Consider the following 14,863-nt stretch of genomic DNA (forward strand, 5'->3'; position numbering starts at 1 on the left):
CCGCAGCCGCGAGGCTGCCGGTATGCCTACAACGACCGCCGCGGCGCCCGCTGTCGCCCTCGCTCGATTCCTGGTCCGGTACGCGTACGTGCCCTTCATGCTGCTCGGCGTCAACGGTGCCGCCATCTGGCTGGTCGGCGCGGGCGCCCCGAAGCCGTGGCTGCTGTTGGTGCTGGCGTTCGCGGTGGGCTGCTCGTTCGCCGCCGAACGCGTGCTGCCGTACCTGCCCGCGTGGAACGCCCCGCGCGGGGACGGCCGCCGCGACACCGTCCACGCCTTCGTGAACGAGGTGTTCACCCTTGCCGGGCTCGCCGTCGTGCCCATGGCAGCCGCGCTCGCGCCGGCCCCGGGGGCATGGCCGGACAGCTGGCCGCTGTGGTGCCAGGCGCTGCTCGCCGTCGCCGTCGCCGACCTCGGCATCACCCTCGTACACCGCGCCAGCCACCACGTCGGCTGGCTGTGGCGGCTGCACGCCGTCCACCACAGCCTGACGCGCTTCTACGGCTTCAACGGTCTGATGAAGCACCCCCTCCACCAGAGCCTCGAAACCCTCGGGGGCGTCACCCCGCTGCTGCTGCTCGGCATGCCCCTCGACGTCGCCTCCGTCCTGGCCTTCGCCGTCGCCGTCCAACTACTGCTCCAGCACTCCAACGCCGATTACCGCACCGGCCCGCTCACCAAGGTCCTCGCCCTCAACCAGGGCCACCGGTTCCACCACCTGAAATGGGCCGGTATCGGAGACGTCAACTTCGGCCTGTTCACCCTCCTCTGGGACCACGCCATGCGCACCTACACCTACGACCCGGACCGGCGGTTCACCTCCGAAGACCTGGGCATGGCCGCCAAACCCGACTACCCGGCCTCCTACCTCGCCCAGCTGGCCGAACCGTTTCGGCCCGGTCCTTGATCACGGCATGTGGCCACTGCCACCCCCCACGCACCCCATGACCGGCCGGTCCGCATCCGAGCCCGGTCTTCACGGGATCGACGAAGACAGGAGAACCATGACCACCACCGGCCCCCGCCAGACCAGGGAGCGGTCCGCACCACCACCCGGTGCCGACTCCGCAGCGAAGGAGAGCACGGCGGCGCTGCTGCGCCCCTATTACCCGGGTTTCGCCGCCGTGGTGACGCTGCAGGTCATAGGCGCCCTCGCCGGTCTGATGCCGCTGCTGGCAGTCGTCGAGCTGGGGCGCACCCTGTTGGCGCCCGGCCCGGCCGATGCCGGCCATGTACGGATCATCGTGATCGAGGGCGCCGCGGGCCTGTGCCTCCGGCTCCTGTTCACGGCCGCTTCCTCAGGGCTCGGGCACGTCTTGGACGGCCGCGTGCAACTGACGCTCCGCCGGCGACTGGCCGCGCGGCTCGGACGGGTACCGATCGGCTGGTTCTCCCGGCGCCGGACCGGTGAGCTGGCGAAGGTGGTGGGGGACGACGTCAGCGCGGTGCACCCGTTCATCGCCCACACCCCCGGCGAGCTGGTTTCCGCCTTCGTGGTTCCTCTGGCGTCGCTGGTCTACCTGTTCACCGTCGACTGGCGGCTCACACTGATCACGCTGATACCGGTCGTGCTGGCAGTGGCGCTGGTCCCCTTGATGATGACCCCGGCCCGGCTGCGCGAGCAGGAGGAGTTCGACGCGGCCATGGGACGGATCTCGAGTTCCGTCGTCGAGTTCGTCCAGGGCATCGCGGTGGTCAAAGCGTTCGGAGCGTCGGGGCGCGCCCACCGCAGGTTCCTCACGGCGGTGGACGATTTCGTCGGCAGCTTCTTCGGGATGGTGCGCGGGCTCGCCGGCGTCGCCGCGGGGATGCAGGTGGTGCTGTCGCCGCCGTTCGTACTGTTGGTCGTCCTCATCGGCGGTACGACTCTGATCACCACCGGTGGCATGACTCCGGCCGACCTGCTGCCCTTCCTGCTCCTCGGGCTGGGCCTGACCGCTCCGGTGGCGGCCCTCGGCCACGGGTTCGACGACGTGCAGGCCGCCCGCCGCGCCGTCGGCCGGATCCGGGAGGTACTCGCGGTGCGGCCGCTGCCGGAGCCCGCGCACCCGGCGGTACCGCGGGGTAACCGGGTGGAACTGCGTGGCGTCCGATTCGGCTACGAAGCCGATCACGAGGTTCTGCGCGGGGTCGACCTGGTGCTCGAACCGGGAACGACCACCGCGATCGTGGGGCCGTCGGGAAGCGGTAAGTCCACCCTTGTCCAGCTGTTGCCGCGGTACTTCGACCCGACCCACGGTTCGGTGACCCTGGGCGGTGTGGACCTGCGCGAGCTCGGCAGCCGGGAGCTCTACCGGATGGTCTCCTTCGTCTTCCAGGACGTCCGCCTGCTGCGTGCGTCGGTCGCGGACAACATCGCGCTGGCGGTACCGCACGCCGACCTCGACGACGTGGTGCGCGCCGCCCGGCTGGCGAACATCCACGATCGCATCCTGGAACTGCCCCGCGGATACCGGTCGGTGATCGGTGAGGACGCCGGCCTGTCGGGTGGGGAGGCGCAGCGGATCGCGCTCGCCCGCGCACTTCTCGCCGACGCGCCCGTCCTCGTGCTCGACGAGGCGACCGCCTTCGCGGACCCGCAGACCGAGCAGGCGGTGCGCCGCGCACTGGCCACGCTGGAGGGTGACCGGACCGTCCTGGTCATCGCCCACCGCCTGGAGACGATCGCCGACGCCGACACCGTCGTGATGCTGGACGGAGGACTGATCGTCGAACAGGGCATACCCGCCGAACTGCTGGCACGGCCGGGGAAGTTCGCCACGTTCTGGCAATCCCGGCGTACGACGGAAGACGACCGGGCCACGACCCTGGCTGACGTACCGCAAGGAGACGAGCTCCGATGATCCGCATGCTGCTGCGCGTGCTGGGCCGCGAATACGCCCGGCCGGTGCGTCGCACCGTGGCCCTGATGACCACGACCGCGGTGGTCGAGGGCCTGTCCTACGCCCTGCTGGTTCCCGTGCTGCGAGCCCTTTTCGGCAGTACGCCCGAAGACGCCCGCCTCTGGCTGATCGCGTTCGGGGCCGCGGTCGCGGGCTACGCGGTTCTGCGTTACGCCGGCGACCGGTCCGGTTTCCACGCCGGGACCACGCTGTTGCGCGGCACGTACCACCGTCTCGGCGATCACCTGGCGCGGCTGCCCCTCGGCTGGTACGACGCGGGCCGCGTCGGAGAGCTGTCCGTGCTGGCCGGCCGCGGCGTCCTCCAGGCGATGAGCGTGATCGCACACCTGCTGGGCCCGTTCATCTCCGCCTGCGTGACCCCCCTGACGATCGTCGCCGTGATGCTGGCCTTCAACTGGCAGATCGGTGTGGCCGCGGCAGCCGCCGTACCGATCGTGGCGGTGATCCAGGCCCGGACCGGCCGCTCGACGGCCGCCGCCGACGCCGAGCGGCACCAACGCGACCACGAGGCAACCGGACGGGTCATCGAGTACCTCCAGGCGCAGCCGGTGCTGCGCGCCGGAGGCCGGACCGTGGAACGCTTCAGGCTGCTCGACGACTCGCTGCGGGACGTCGAGCGCGCGTCCAGGCGCTCCGCGCTGTCGGCGCTGCCCGGCGTGGTGGGGTTGACGCTCGTGGTGCAGATGACGTTCACCGTCGTGCTGGCCCTGGGCGCCTATCTCGCGCTCGGCGGGGACATCGGTGCGGCGGAGGTCCTGTCGATCCTGGTGCTGGCCGCCCGCTGCGCGGATCCGTTGCTGTCCCTGTCGGACATCGGAGGCCAGATCCGCGGCGCGCGTTACGAACTGGCCCGACTCGAGGCGGTGTTGCTTACCGAGCCGCTACCGGAAGCTCCCGAACCGGTCCAGCCGGTACGGCATGACGTGGAGTTCGAGTCCGTCTCCTTCCGGCGCGGCGAGCGCACGGTGATCGACGGCCTGTCGTTGTCCTTGCCGCAGGGACAGCGGCTGGCCGTGGTCGGGCCCTCGGGTTCCGGCAAGAGCACGTTCCTGCAGTTGCTCGCGCGGTTCCATGACGTGGACGCGGGCGCCGTGCGTGTGGGCGGTGTGGATGTGCGTGCCGTCGACCCGCGGGTGTTGATGGAGCGGTTCGCCATCGTCTTCCAGGACGTCTACCTCTTCGACGGCACGATCGAGGAGAACGTGCGTCTGGGCCGCCCCGACGCCGACGAGGCCGAGGTCCGGGCGGCGGCGACGGCGGCCCGGTTGGACGAGGTGATCGAGCGTCTGCCCGGTGGATGGTCCACGCGTGTCGGCGAGGGCGGGGCGCTGCTCTCGGGTGGTGAACGCCAGCGCGTGTCGATCGCGCGGGCACTGCTGAAGGACGCGCCCGTGGTGCTGCTGGACGAGGTGACCTCGGCACTGGACCCGGTGAACGAGGCAGCCGTCCACGAAGGCATCGAACGCCTGATGGCCGGCCGCACGGTGGTGATGGTCGCGCACCGGATGCGCACCGTCCGACGCGCCGATCGCGTCGTCTTCCTGGACGGCGGCCGGATCGTGGAGGAAGGCAGCCACGACGAACTGCTGCGCCTCGGCGGCCGCTACGCCGCCTTCTGGGACGTCTCCCTGACGCCGGGCGGCGCGTGACGAGCCGGACCACAGCGGTCGGACCGTGCCGACGGCCCTGCCGGAGCAGGTCCGTCGGCCGTCCCCGGGCTGGAAGGCGCTGACCGTGCTCAGGCGGGCCACCGCCCCGTACGCAGTCGATCCGGCACGCACGACGACCAGCCTGGTGCTCGGCCGGTCCGGTGACGGGCTGACCACCAAGGCCCACCTCGCCTGCGACGGCCGTGGCTGCCCCCGGCCGTCATCGTCGCGCCCGGCAACGTCAACGATTCCACCGTCTTCGACGACGTAATGGACGCCTTGAGGGTGCACCCGTCCGGCGCCGGACGGCCTTGCCGCAGGCCCGACGCGGCCATCGCGGACAAGACGTACTCGTCTCAAGGGAACGCCCGCTCTTCGCCCCCGGGACCGGGGAGCGCGGTCCCGCTGTCGGCGTCCGGGAAGACGTTCATCTCACCGAACACACCTCGATCGCCCTTCGTCGTGAGGGGCCGTGGCCCGCTCCTGACGCCTCGGGGTGTACGGGGCTCCCCCGCACGGGGGAGAGCCGGTGCATCCTCCGGACTGACGATCTGGGACGCACCGGTGCTCACACTCGTTCCATGAGCGACACGAAAGCCCACGGGAACACGAGTCAGGAACCGCAGGCCCGCGCGGAACCGAACAGCCGGACCGGAGCCGAGGTCACAGCAAGTCTGGGCAACACTGCCCGCCCAGTCGCCCGCTGGGCTGAGCGGGCCGCGCACGCGATCCCGCTGCTGATGCTGCCCGTGTGCCTGTGGCGGCTGGCCTTCGCCTTCCACTTCCCGATGGGACTGCGGGACGACGGCCCCTTCCCGGACTCCCTGTGGCTCAGCGTCCCGTACGTTTTCGGGCTCAGCATCCTGTCGGAGCTTGCGGCGCTGTCCTGTTTCGCCCTCGTGCGTGGCTGGGGCGAGGTGGTGCCGGACCGGGTACCGCTGATCGGCGGCCGCCCGATCCATCCCGCCGCGGTGCTCGTCCCGGCGGTGCTGGCGTCCCTGGGCGCGCTCGTCCTGCTCGTCGACTGGGTCCTCGGCACGTTCGGCCTCGCGGGCGTGCCCGCACCGCACTTCGTGAACGGATGGTGGGCGTTGCTGGCTGCGGTGACCAGCGGCCTGTTCGTCCTGTGGGGACCGCTGCTGACGGCCCTGACCTGGCAGTACTACATCCGACGCTGCCGCTGACCGCACGCGTCGGCGAGGTGGGGTACCCCCGGCGGCGTTCCCGCACCCCGGGCGGTGCCCGGCGACACGGGGGCATCGAGAGCGGCACCGCCGCCCCTGGCCGAGACCGCCGCCCGGCCCCGTGCAGGCCGGGCCCCAGGGCGCCCCGCGTGGGTTCAGCTGCCAGGGAGCATGCTCTGGGGGGCCTGGAGCCGCTCGGTGCAGTGATGATCCGGCAGCGATTCCGGATTCGAGCACCGCACGATCGTCCCGCAGTCCGCGCACTCCAGCTCGCCCGTTCACAAGCCACTGCCGGAGTGGTTCCAGGCGGGCGGAGGGTGGGGTGAGGTCGCCCAAGGCTTGCCCTGACGCTCGGGCTTCTTCGTCCTGCACCCCCCGCACGGGATACGCCCGCCCGGTGCCATGGCAGTGGCGGCGCGATCCGTCGCCTCCGAAGGAGCCATGCGCGTTGATGTTGTCGACGGCATCGTGCAGGAGCCGGGCGAGGGGCTGCCCCAAGCCGGCGATGCATCAACGGGTCTGCCGCACGATCGGGTGACATCTGATCTGGCTTGCCCTGTGGGGCAGGTGGGAAGGATGTCGCTGTGCCCAAGCCCTATCCGGAAGAGTTCCGCCAAGACGTCGTGCGGGTTGCGAGGAGTCGTGGTCCGGGCGTGACGGTCGAGCAGGTGGCCACCGACTTCGGCGTCCACCCGATGACGTTGTGGAAATGGATGCGCCGGGCGGACATCGACGACGGTTCCAAGCCCGGAACCTCCAGCCAGGAGAGCGCGGACCTACGGGAAGCACGTCGGCGGATCAAGCTGCTGGAACAGGAGAACGAGGTCCTGCGCCGGGCCGCGGCCCATCTGTCGCAGGCGCATCTGCCGGGAAAAGGATCTACCCGCTCGTGAAAGAGCTGGCCGTGGAGGGGGTGCCCGTCACGGTGACGTGCCGGGTGCTCAGGCTCGCCAGACAGCCCTACTACCGCTGGCTCGACAAGCCGGTGCCCGAAGCCGTTCCCGAGGAGGCGTATCGCGCGAACGCGCTGTTCAGTGCCCACCGTGAGGACCCGGAGTTCGGCTACCGCTTCCTGGCCGACGAAGCACGCGATGCCGGGGCCGCGATGGCGGACCGGACCGCGTGGCGGATCTGCCGGGACAACCGCTGGTGGAGCGTGTTCGGCAAAAAGCGCGGCCGGGGCAAGAAGGCCGGCCCGCCGGTGCACGACGATCTCGTGAGCCGCAACTTCACCGCGAGTGGCCCGAACCGGCTGTGGCTTGCCGACATCACCGAACATGCCACCGGCGACGGCAAGCTGTATCTCTGCGCGATCAAGGATGTCTTCAGCAACAGAATCGTGGGCTACTCCATCGACGCGCGGATGAAGTCCCGCCTGGCCGTGACCGCCCTGGACAACGCCGTGGCCCGACGTGAACATGTCGACGACTGCATCCTGCACCGACTGCAGGAGCAGCGCGCTCAGCCCGCCCACGAACATCGACGCGTCGCCGTGCACGCGGCGGATCGGCTCCCCTGGCTCGAACCACCTCGGGCCGGGCGTGCCGTGAATGCGCGCCCGGTTCTCCGGGCCGGACGGACCGGCGACACGGCTGAAGAGGGCGTCGCCGAGCCGCGCGCGGACCCCCGGCGCGAACGGTCGGCCCGTTCCTCCCCATCCGTCCATGTTCCGATTGTCGCCCGCCCGGTACCTGCCGGGAAGTCCCGCGCCTTTCCCCGCCGGGGGCTGACCTGGTGGAGTCCCGACTCCGCCGGTGGTGGGGTGGCGCCGTAGCGGACGAGGCGGGACGGATGGCCCAGCCCCGCAGCCCGCGGGCCGCGGGCCGCAGGCCGCGAGCGGACGGGCCAGGACGGGGAACGCGGCGCACAAGGCGAGGTAGCCGACCGTCCCTCCGATCATGTGGCCGGGGCCTGGCCGCTCGTCACGGTCGTGCCGGGTGCCCCTGTGGGAAAACCCGCCCCGGGATCGACCGGGGCCCCCCGTGCCGCCGCCGCAGCGTCGATCGTCTCCCGGGCGCAGCGGAGACGGCCGGTGTGCGCTGGATCGCCCTTTGCGATCAGTTGCGCCTGGCCGGGATTTGGAGCCGACGGGTGGGGTAGGCGACCGCCACTTGATCGTCACCGACGGAAGGAACCCACCATGCTGATGGCGCACCCGGCCGTGCTTCCTGGGCTCATCGATCGCTACTGGGCTCTGGCCGTACTCGACGCAGCCGCCGATGACGAGTCACCCGTTCGGAAGGAGCTCGAGGACGCCGAGCGCGCGTTGTGCGTGGCGACCGGCACTGCCGACGTGCACGCGGCGTTGTTCTCGGCGCGCCATCGCCTTCCGGGAGCTCGCGTCCTTGACGATTCCGCTCTTGCCTCCACCTGAGCCGGCGGGTCCTCTCTCGCGGAGAGCCGGCGAAGGATCCGCGTCCGGAGCCGTCCAGCGTCGTCGGCTCACGCGAAAGGGTCGGCCGTCAACGACGGCCGACCCTTTGAGCGAGCCGCGCGTCAACACGGTTTCGCTGTGAAAGCCCCGGTCATTCGGTTGCAGACCAACAGCCTCACCCCGCAGAACACCGAGCGCGAGACCCCGGTCCAGGGACCGGCCCGCCTCAACCTCCCCCACGTGCTGCTCGGGGCGACCTGCCCCGACCTGACTCCTTCGGGTCGGGGCACGGCCGCGTCCGTCGCGTGCACGCCGGTCCGTCCGGCCCCGCAGCGGCCGTGCGACCGGGGGTCAGTTGGCCAGTTGCGCGATCGGACCGCTCAGGTCGCCGGTGACGACGAGCGCGAAGTCCTGGGGCCCGGCCAGCAGATTGCGGGCGAAGACCTGGACGAGGTACGTGCCGGCCGAGGGCGAGTCGATGCGGACGACCTCGACGTTGTTGGTGCAGTCGCTCCCGAGCAGCCGGTTGGGCAGCCCCGTGTTCCCCACGTGCTTGGTGCCGTCGGGAGCCTGCACGATCACGCTGATGTCGTTCTGGAGACCGCGGCCGGGCAGGTCCGTGTACGCGAGGCAGAGCCGGAAGGGCGTGGCCGGTCCCGCCGTCACGTGGAAGCGCTTGCGCTCCCCTGTGCGCCGGAACTGCTTGGCCGGCTTCTGCCACGTGTCGACGAACTCCAGCTCGAAGCCCGCCGCCCCGTCGTGGGGAAGGGTTGTGGGCATGTGGATGGCGCCGAAGCCCTGGTGGTAGTACGGATCCTTGGCCGATGAATCAGGCCCGGAGAGCGTACGCGCGCCGTTGATCAGGGTGGCCTTGACGAGGGCGGCGCTGGGCTCGGCACTGCGCTGGTCGGCGTAGTACTGGCGTACGAGTGCGGCGCAACCCGAGACGAGGGGGGTCGCCATGCTGGTCCCGCCCATGTAGGCGTATCGGGGGTTCTGGGGGTGCGGAGGGCCCCAGAAGTGGTTCGAGGGGGCGAGGGAGGACCGGGTGGACAGGATGTCGGTACCGGGGGCGAGGACCTCCGGCTTGATGCGGAAGTCGTCGCAGGGGCCGCGGCTGCTGAAGGCGGCGAGGGATTCCGGGTCACCGGAGACGCGTTCGGCACCGATGGGCGGGTCGGGGTAGTCGCCCGGCCACAAGCTGTTGTAGGTGGCCTGGGAGAAGCCGCCGCTCGTACGGTCGCTGCGGCTGGCCCCTACGGTGAGGGCGTTCTTGCAGGAACCGGGAGAGCCGATGGACGCCCAGTCGACGAAGCCCTTGGGCGAGTTCAGGCGTACGCCGGCGGTTCCTTCGTTGCCGGCGGCGATGACGACGAGCATGTCGCGCCGCTGGTGGACGTACGAGTCGACGTCGTCGGAGTCGATGGTGTACGCGGATTCGGTGGCGGCGCCCCAGCTGTTGCTGTGGATGCGGGCGCCGGCCTGGTAGGCGGGCTCGAAGAGGTCGGCGAGGGAGAGGGGAAGTCCGCCGAGGTTTCCCGCCGCGTCCATGATCGATTGGAAGTAGAGCTTCGCTTCGGGAGCGGCGCCGCGGATCCGGCCCTGGGAGGCGGAGCCGTCTCCCAGTACGGAGCCCGCGACATGGGTCCCGTGCCCGTCCGGATCGTCGCTGTCGCCGGGGCGGCCGAGCGCGACGACGCCGACGATGCGGCCCTGGAAATCGGGGTGCGTCTGGTCGAGTCCGGTGTCGGCGACCGCCACGATCTGCCCCTTGCCGGTGAACGGCACGCCGCTGCCGCCCGCTCCGTCGGAGACGATGCCCATCAGGCGGACGGCGAGGTCGTTGCACAGCTTCGGCGGGACGTACTCGACCATGTCGAGCACGTCGGGGAGTTGGGGGATCTCCATCTCCAGCGGGGACCCCTCGGGGAGCTTGAGCCGGAGGCGGTGCGAGGCGGAGGCGATCAGACGCAGGCTGGAGGAGTCCTGGTGGTCCTCGAGCCATGCCATGACCGACTCGCGGGCGGCGGGCGTCTCTGCCAGGCGCAGGTCCCAGATGCGGCCGTCGGTGGCCGCCCTCGGTTCGCCGGCGGTGGGCGGGGCCGGCGATTCGCCCGCGCGGAGCCGGACGGGGGCCGCCACCTGGGGACCGTAGCGGTCGACGGAGACCACGAAGTCGAGGTCGGCCAGTTGGCTCGCCTGGGATTCAGTGGCGACCGCCACGTAGGCGTTGACCGGGACGCTGCGCTGGAGCTCCACGCCGGTGGAGGCGATCTCGTCCCGGTACCGCTCGACGAGCGGTTCGCCGAGCTGGACGATCCACGAGGCGCGGTCGCCGGGTGCGACGGCCAGGGCCTCCGCGTCGCCGTTCCCGTCGGGGAAGGCGGATCTGCCGGTCACGCGCCCGCGGGCCATGGCCGACGTCTCGCCGCGGACGTCGTCCAGTCTGTCGACGGTGAGTCCGGCGCCCTCTAGCTGGGGAATGGCACTTTCGGCGATGTCTCCGATGACGTAGCTGTCGGTGGCGGTGGGGTTGACGAGGAGGTCCAGCGCGGCCTGTTCCTCGTGCTCGTGCATGAAGTATGCGATGACCCGCATGGCGGTTCCGTTCCTGGGCGCGTTCGCACGCCCGAGCAGGAAGCTGGGTGAAGGGGAACTGGCGCGGATCCACGCGGAGGACGTGGCGGCTGCACCGGGCACCGGACGTCCGAGCCCAATCTAACTGCGGAGAGTGACGAGGGGGTGGGGGGACACGCCTCCGTCCGGGGATTTGAGCGCAGGGTGCCGGAGGTATCGATTCAGCACCCCCGGCTGGACGTGGCGAACTCGCCGTACGTGGGCGCCCCCGGGCTGGCGGCGGCGCTGCTCGTACGGGCCGGGGCTCCTGGCAGTGGGCTTGAGGCTTGAGGAGGGGTGCGGAGCGCGTCGGGTCACGGCGGGGAACCGGGCCGTCTCTTTCGGATCTTGCCCAGCACCGCGCCGCCGCCGGGGCCTGGCGAGGCCCCGGCGGCGGCCATCCGATCGGTGGCGGTGGCCGGTGGCCGGGGTCGGTGGTCGGGGTCGGTGGTCGTGGGCTGCCCGCTCAGGCCGGCTGGTGGTGCCGTGGCAGTCTCGATGCCGCCAGTGCGCTGATCAGGGCCCCGGCCGAGACGAGCAGCGCGGTCACGAAGACGGCGTGCGCGGAGGAGCCGGGCGCCTGGCCGTCGGTCGCGCCGAGATGCACGCTGCCGTACGCCGCGACGCCGAGGACCTGCGCGATCTGCGCCGCTGTCGTCATCACGCCGCTGGCGTCCGCCGCGTCGGTCGGCTTGACCTGAGCCAGCGCCACGGTGAGCAGCGGGCTGGTGATGTAGCCCATCCCGAGGCCGACGACGAGCTGCAGTGCCGGGAGCGCGGTGCCGCCATGGCCGCCCGAGCGCATGCCGAAGCCGATGGCCGCGTAGCCGGCGGCGGCGAGGACGCACGCGGTGGCGATCATCCACCGGCGGAGCCGCTCGGGCACTTTCTGCCAGGTGAGACTACCGGTCGCGACGCCGATGGCGAGCGGCGCGAACGTCAGACCGGTACGGGTTGCGGACTCGCCGAGCCCTGACTGCATGTGCTGCGAGAAGGCGAACAGGAAGCCCGCGTACCCGGCCATCGCGAAGAAGTTCGCGGACGCCGCCGGTACCAGGCCGGGCGTCCTCGGCACCCGGCCGCGCCGGGTGCGCCGCGGGCAGCAGGGCGTCGAGGGCCCGCTGGAACACGTCGGCGACCAGGCCGTGCGGGACGGTCACCGGCCGGCCGTCCGAGGCGGCCAGCAGGTGGGCCAGGCCCGGCCCGCTGCCGCCTCCCATTGCGGGCTCCAGACCACCAGCGGTCCAGTCCGAGCAGCGAGCTCCGGCTGCTGATCGGCACGCACGAGGGCGTGGCCTTCCCCTCCGGCAGGAGCTCCGCCCAGGAGAGGATGGCGGTGTCGGGGTCGTCGACGGGCGGGCGGTGCACGGCGTCCGGCGCCAGCCCTCCGCCACCCCGAGCGGGCTCAGGAACCCGAGGCCGCACGCAGGCATCCATCCAGCGCTCGATGTCGTGGTGCGTGGCCTGGTCCCAGAACTGACTCCCCGCGGGCGAGGTCCAGTTCACGGGCGACACCCTGTTCGAGGTCGTCAAGAAGCATGCACCCCGCCCGGCCTTACGGCGCGGCCAGGGCTGCACCCTGCGCGTCAGCGTCACCCCCGCGGTCCACCACCAGCCCTCATCCGCTGCCGGTCCCCCGGCGGCACCTCGGGCGCCCCTTCAATCGCAGCTCAGCGCAAGTCGCGCCGCGAGTACGAGAACCGCGTCACCATCACCCCTTGATCGTGCCGGTCGGCCTACCCCCGAGAAGGGCGGGACCCGGCCGTCTGGGGGCTGCAACCCAGGGGTGTTCAGCGGGTTGCGGCACTGTCGATCGGATGCCGTGCACCGCGATTCGGCGGCGGCTGGGACCACGAGGAGCACACGGCTCGAAGAGCTGCGCGACCGCGAGCGCGATCGCCACCTGCGTCACCGAGCAGCATTACGGCGATCTCCTGTGCCTCGGGCGCCGGCGCCCGAGGCAGGGCGGGCAAGCCGTTCCCGCGGGCGGCTTGCGCAGGGCTCGCCCAGGCTGTCAGGCCTGCCGCTACTTCAGAAGGGTGCGGAACTCTTCGAAGTCGAGGACCCCGTCGTGGTTCGCGTCGGCCGTCATGGCCTTCCTGACCTCTTCCGCGAGGTGTCCCTGCGCCCCCTCGGCCTTGAACCCCTCCGCCAGTTCGACGATGCTGATCCGCCCGTCGCCGTCCGTATCGATCTCGGCGAACAGCGCCCTGAGCTCGGTCTCGTTCATGACATACCCCTCTCGCGTTCACAGGCCCCGAAGGCCCACCCCACCACCCTGCCACACCGTCAACATCAGGCTGACGGAAGGTGGTCGTTCCGGGCTCTCCAGCCGGAACGCCTCGGCGACCGAAAGCGCGGCCCGGTCCCCCGCACCATGACCGTCCCCGACGGGAGGCCAGTGCGGGTAGGCAGACCGTCGTGGTAGTTACCGCCGTGAACACGGCCTGGACGGCAGGGTCCCGTGTAGCTGACGCAACACCCCGACCTGGTTCCGGCAGCGAGGGGTCGGCCTCGTGCGCCCGGTCGTCGATCGAGGCTCCTTCGACCTGGAGGAAGAAGCCCCTGCCGGTGGCTCCGGGCCGGTCGCCGCGGACGGTCAGCAGGTCCAGCGCGGCCTCGGTGGATTCGGCCAGGGTGGGGGTGCCGGCGGGCCGGGCGGGGTTCGCGGGCGTGCAGCGCCCGGGCGCGGTGCCGCCGGTGGAGGCCGCCGACCCGGTCCATTCGACCGGCACGTAGTCGGGTGCGAACAGTCCGAGGACGGGTCGGCCGGGTCGGGCCGCCGCCAGTTCCGTCCGGTCGCGCACCAGCGGGTACCCGGCCGCGTGGGCCTGTTCCAGCACGGTGCGGCCGCGGTACGGGCCGTCCGTGACGGCCTGGGCGAAGTGCTCGGCCCCGCCGCCGAGCAGCACGTCGGGGCGGGCGGCGACGGTCTGCTCCGCCGCGGAGCCCGCGCCACCCGCGGCCCGGGTGTCCGCGGGGCAGGCGGCCATGTCCGCGGGACCTTGCAGGAGCGGTCGGTGAGGTGTGCGGTGCGGCGGGGGTCGCGTCGACGACCGAGGCGGTGGTGACGCTGTCCGTGGCGTACCCCTGGCGGCGTGCCTTCTCCAGGAGGGTGGGCAGCGGCCGGTCGGTGTCGGGGGTCTTGGACACGCGTCCGTTGACCGTGCGCCGGCCGGTGGCCCAGGCGGTGGCGCCTGCCGCAGAGTCCGTGACGTAGACCGGCCGGCCGCGTTCGTCGAGTCGCTTGCTCCTGGTGCCCTCGGTGCGCTCCCGCGCACTTTCAGTCAGGACCGGCCGACCGCCTGGCAGGCGGGCGTTCCGGGGCTGGGGCGCGCGGCGGGCCGGTCAGCGCAGAGAGGGGGCTCACACGGGGTAACTGGATGGCAAGGTGGTGAGCCTGATCGTCACTCGGGGTAGCGAAGGGGGCGACGGATCCAGGACCAGGTCCGTACGCGCCGACCGCAAGGAGCAGTTCCGATGAGCTCGACCGTCGCACGTCTTCGCACCGCCGTCCGTGTCGTGGCCCCGGCGGTGGCCGCACTCGCGCTGACGATGGCCCACGCCAGCCCCGCGTCCGCGAGCCCCGCGCTCGTGGCGATCGTCAACGGCCGGCTCACGTTCACTGCTCTGCCCGGGGAGACGAACAACGTCACCTTCGACACCTTCAGCGGGGGAACGCTCCGCGTCACTGACACGACGAGCAATCTCGTCGCGGGCGCGGGGTGCACGGGACCGGTCACACGGTGCTCTGCGCGGGCGAGGGCGTGACCCGGATCGTCGCGGACCTCGGCGACCGCAACGACACGGCCCAGAACGACACCGACCTCCCCAGCGACCTGGTGGGCGGGCTGGGCAACGACATCCTCGTCGGCGGCGACGGCCCCGACCGGCTCACCGACTCCGACGGCTGGACCACCGCGACGGTGATCACCGTGACCATGGTCGGGCGCGGTGGCAACGACACCGTCATCAGCCGCAACGGCGGCTTCGACCGGATCAGCTGCGGTCCCGGCTTCGACGTCCTGGTCGCCGACCGGGCTCCCCGCGACTCCCTCGTCCTGCCCAACACCTGCGAGTTCGTCCAGCGCTTCTGAGCAGGCCGCCCCCACGCCGTGTCCCTGGCGGCGGGGCTGG

Annotated in this window: 12 protein-coding genes and 3 pseudogenes; 10 read left to right on the forward strand and 5 right to left on the reverse strand. The window is 71.6% G+C overall.

Annotated elements, in window-relative coordinates; genetic code table 11:
• Positions 1 to 22 precede the first annotated feature (22 nt).
• From SSNG_RS33470 to SSNG_RS33500, 8 genes and pseudogenes are all read left to right on the forward strand, one after another.
• Positions 23 to 907 (forward strand): sterol desaturase family protein, encoded by an 885-nt coding sequence (locus tag SSNG_RS33470; protein ID WP_050780071.1) that lies wholly within the window; start codon positions 23 to 25, stop codon positions 905 to 907.
• 97 nt (positions 908 to 1,004) lie between these two features.
• Positions 1,005 to 2,843: an ABC transporter ATP-binding protein gene (locus tag SSNG_RS33475; RefSeq protein WP_007268397.1), complete on the forward strand. Its 1,839-nt coding sequence runs from the start codon at positions 1,005 to 1,007 to the stop codon at positions 2,841 to 2,843.
• Positions 2,840 to 4,552: an ABC transporter ATP-binding protein gene (locus tag SSNG_RS33480; protein WP_007268398.1), complete on the forward strand. Its 1,713-nt coding sequence runs from the start codon at positions 2,840 to 2,842 to the stop codon at positions 4,550 to 4,552. Before SSNG_RS33475 ends, SSNG_RS33480 begins: the two co-directional genes overlap by 4 nt.
• A 91-nt stretch (positions 4,553 to 4,643) precedes the next feature.
• Positions 4,644 to 4,912, forward strand: a pseudogene (locus tag SSNG_RS40645) (transposase); the annotation flags it as partial.
• Positions 4,913 to 5,133: 221 nt separating this feature from the next.
• Positions 5,134 to 5,736 carry a hypothetical protein gene (locus SSNG_RS33485; protein ID WP_241695296.1) on the forward strand — a complete coding sequence of 201 codons (603 nt, stop codon included), beginning with the start codon at positions 5,134 to 5,136 and terminating at the stop codon, positions 5,734 to 5,736.
• Between the two features lie 584 nt (positions 5,737 to 6,320).
• Positions 6,321 to 6,629: an IS3 family transposase gene (locus SSNG_RS33490; protein ID WP_042804592.1), complete on the forward strand. Its 309-nt coding sequence runs from the start codon at positions 6,321 to 6,323 to the stop codon at positions 6,627 to 6,629.
• Positions 6,626 to 7,510, forward strand: a complete 885-nt coding sequence (locus tag SSNG_RS42645; RefSeq protein ID WP_007268401.1) for a DDE-type integrase/transposase/recombinase — start codon at positions 6,626 to 6,628, stop codon at positions 7,508 to 7,510. Before SSNG_RS33490 ends, SSNG_RS42645 begins: the two co-directional genes overlap by 4 nt.
• A gap of 366 nt (positions 7,511 to 7,876) precedes the next feature.
• Positions 7,877 to 8,110, forward strand: a complete 234-nt coding sequence (locus SSNG_RS33500) for a DUF5133 domain-containing protein (protein ID WP_007268402.1) — start codon at positions 7,877 to 7,879, stop codon at positions 8,108 to 8,110.
• A gap of 351 nt (positions 8,111 to 8,461) precedes the next feature.
• On the opposite strand, the gene SSNG_RS33505 is transcribed toward SSNG_RS33500, so the two are convergent.
• From SSNG_RS33505 to SSNG_RS40660, 5 genes and pseudogenes are all read right to left on the reverse strand, one after another.
• Positions 8,462 to 10,708: a S8 family serine peptidase gene (locus SSNG_RS33505; protein WP_050779975.1), complete on the reverse strand. Its 2,247-nt coding sequence runs from the start codon at positions 10,706 to 10,708 to the stop codon at positions 8,462 to 8,464.
• 484 nt (positions 10,709 to 11,192) lie between these two features.
• Positions 11,193 to 11,801 (reverse strand): MFS transporter, encoded by a 609-nt coding sequence (locus SSNG_RS33510; RefSeq protein WP_007268404.1) that lies wholly within the window; start codon positions 11,799 to 11,801, stop codon positions 11,193 to 11,195.
• 19 nt (positions 11,802 to 11,820) lie between these two features.
• A pseudogene (locus SSNG_RS44435) lies at positions 11,821 to 12,109 on the reverse strand (hypothetical protein); the annotation flags it as partial.
• A 643-nt stretch (positions 12,110 to 12,752) separates the two neighbouring features.
• On the reverse strand, positions 12,753 to 12,956 hold the full coding sequence (locus tag SSNG_RS33515) for an EF-hand domain-containing protein (RefSeq protein ID WP_042804593.1): 204 nt from the start codon (positions 12,954 to 12,956) through the stop codon (positions 12,753 to 12,755).
• Between the two features lie 274 nt (positions 12,957 to 13,230).
• A pseudogene (locus SSNG_RS40660) lies at positions 13,231 to 13,969 on the reverse strand (alkaline phosphatase); the annotation flags it as partial.
• A 237-nt stretch (positions 13,970 to 14,206) separates the two neighbouring features.
• Here SSNG_RS40660 and SSNG_RS33525 point away from each other — a divergent pair.
• The gene (locus SSNG_RS33525) at positions 14,207 to 14,497 is read left to right on the forward strand and encodes a hypothetical protein (RefSeq protein WP_007268406.1); all 291 of its coding nucleotides are present in this window, start codon (positions 14,207 to 14,209) and stop codon (positions 14,495 to 14,497) included.
• Positions 14,494 to 14,823 carry a hypothetical protein gene (locus SSNG_RS33530; RefSeq protein WP_129593407.1) on the forward strand — a complete coding sequence of 110 codons (330 nt, stop codon included), beginning with the start codon at positions 14,494 to 14,496 and terminating at the stop codon, positions 14,821 to 14,823. Before SSNG_RS33525 ends, SSNG_RS33530 begins: the two co-directional genes overlap by 4 nt.
• Positions 14,824 to 14,863 lie beyond the last annotated feature (40 nt).

Origin of the sequence: Streptomyces sp. C (assembly GCF_000158895.1) — a bacterium.
GTDB classification, from domain to species: domain Bacteria; phylum Actinomycetota; class Actinomycetes; order Streptomycetales; family Streptomycetaceae; genus Streptomyces; species Streptomyces racemochromogenes.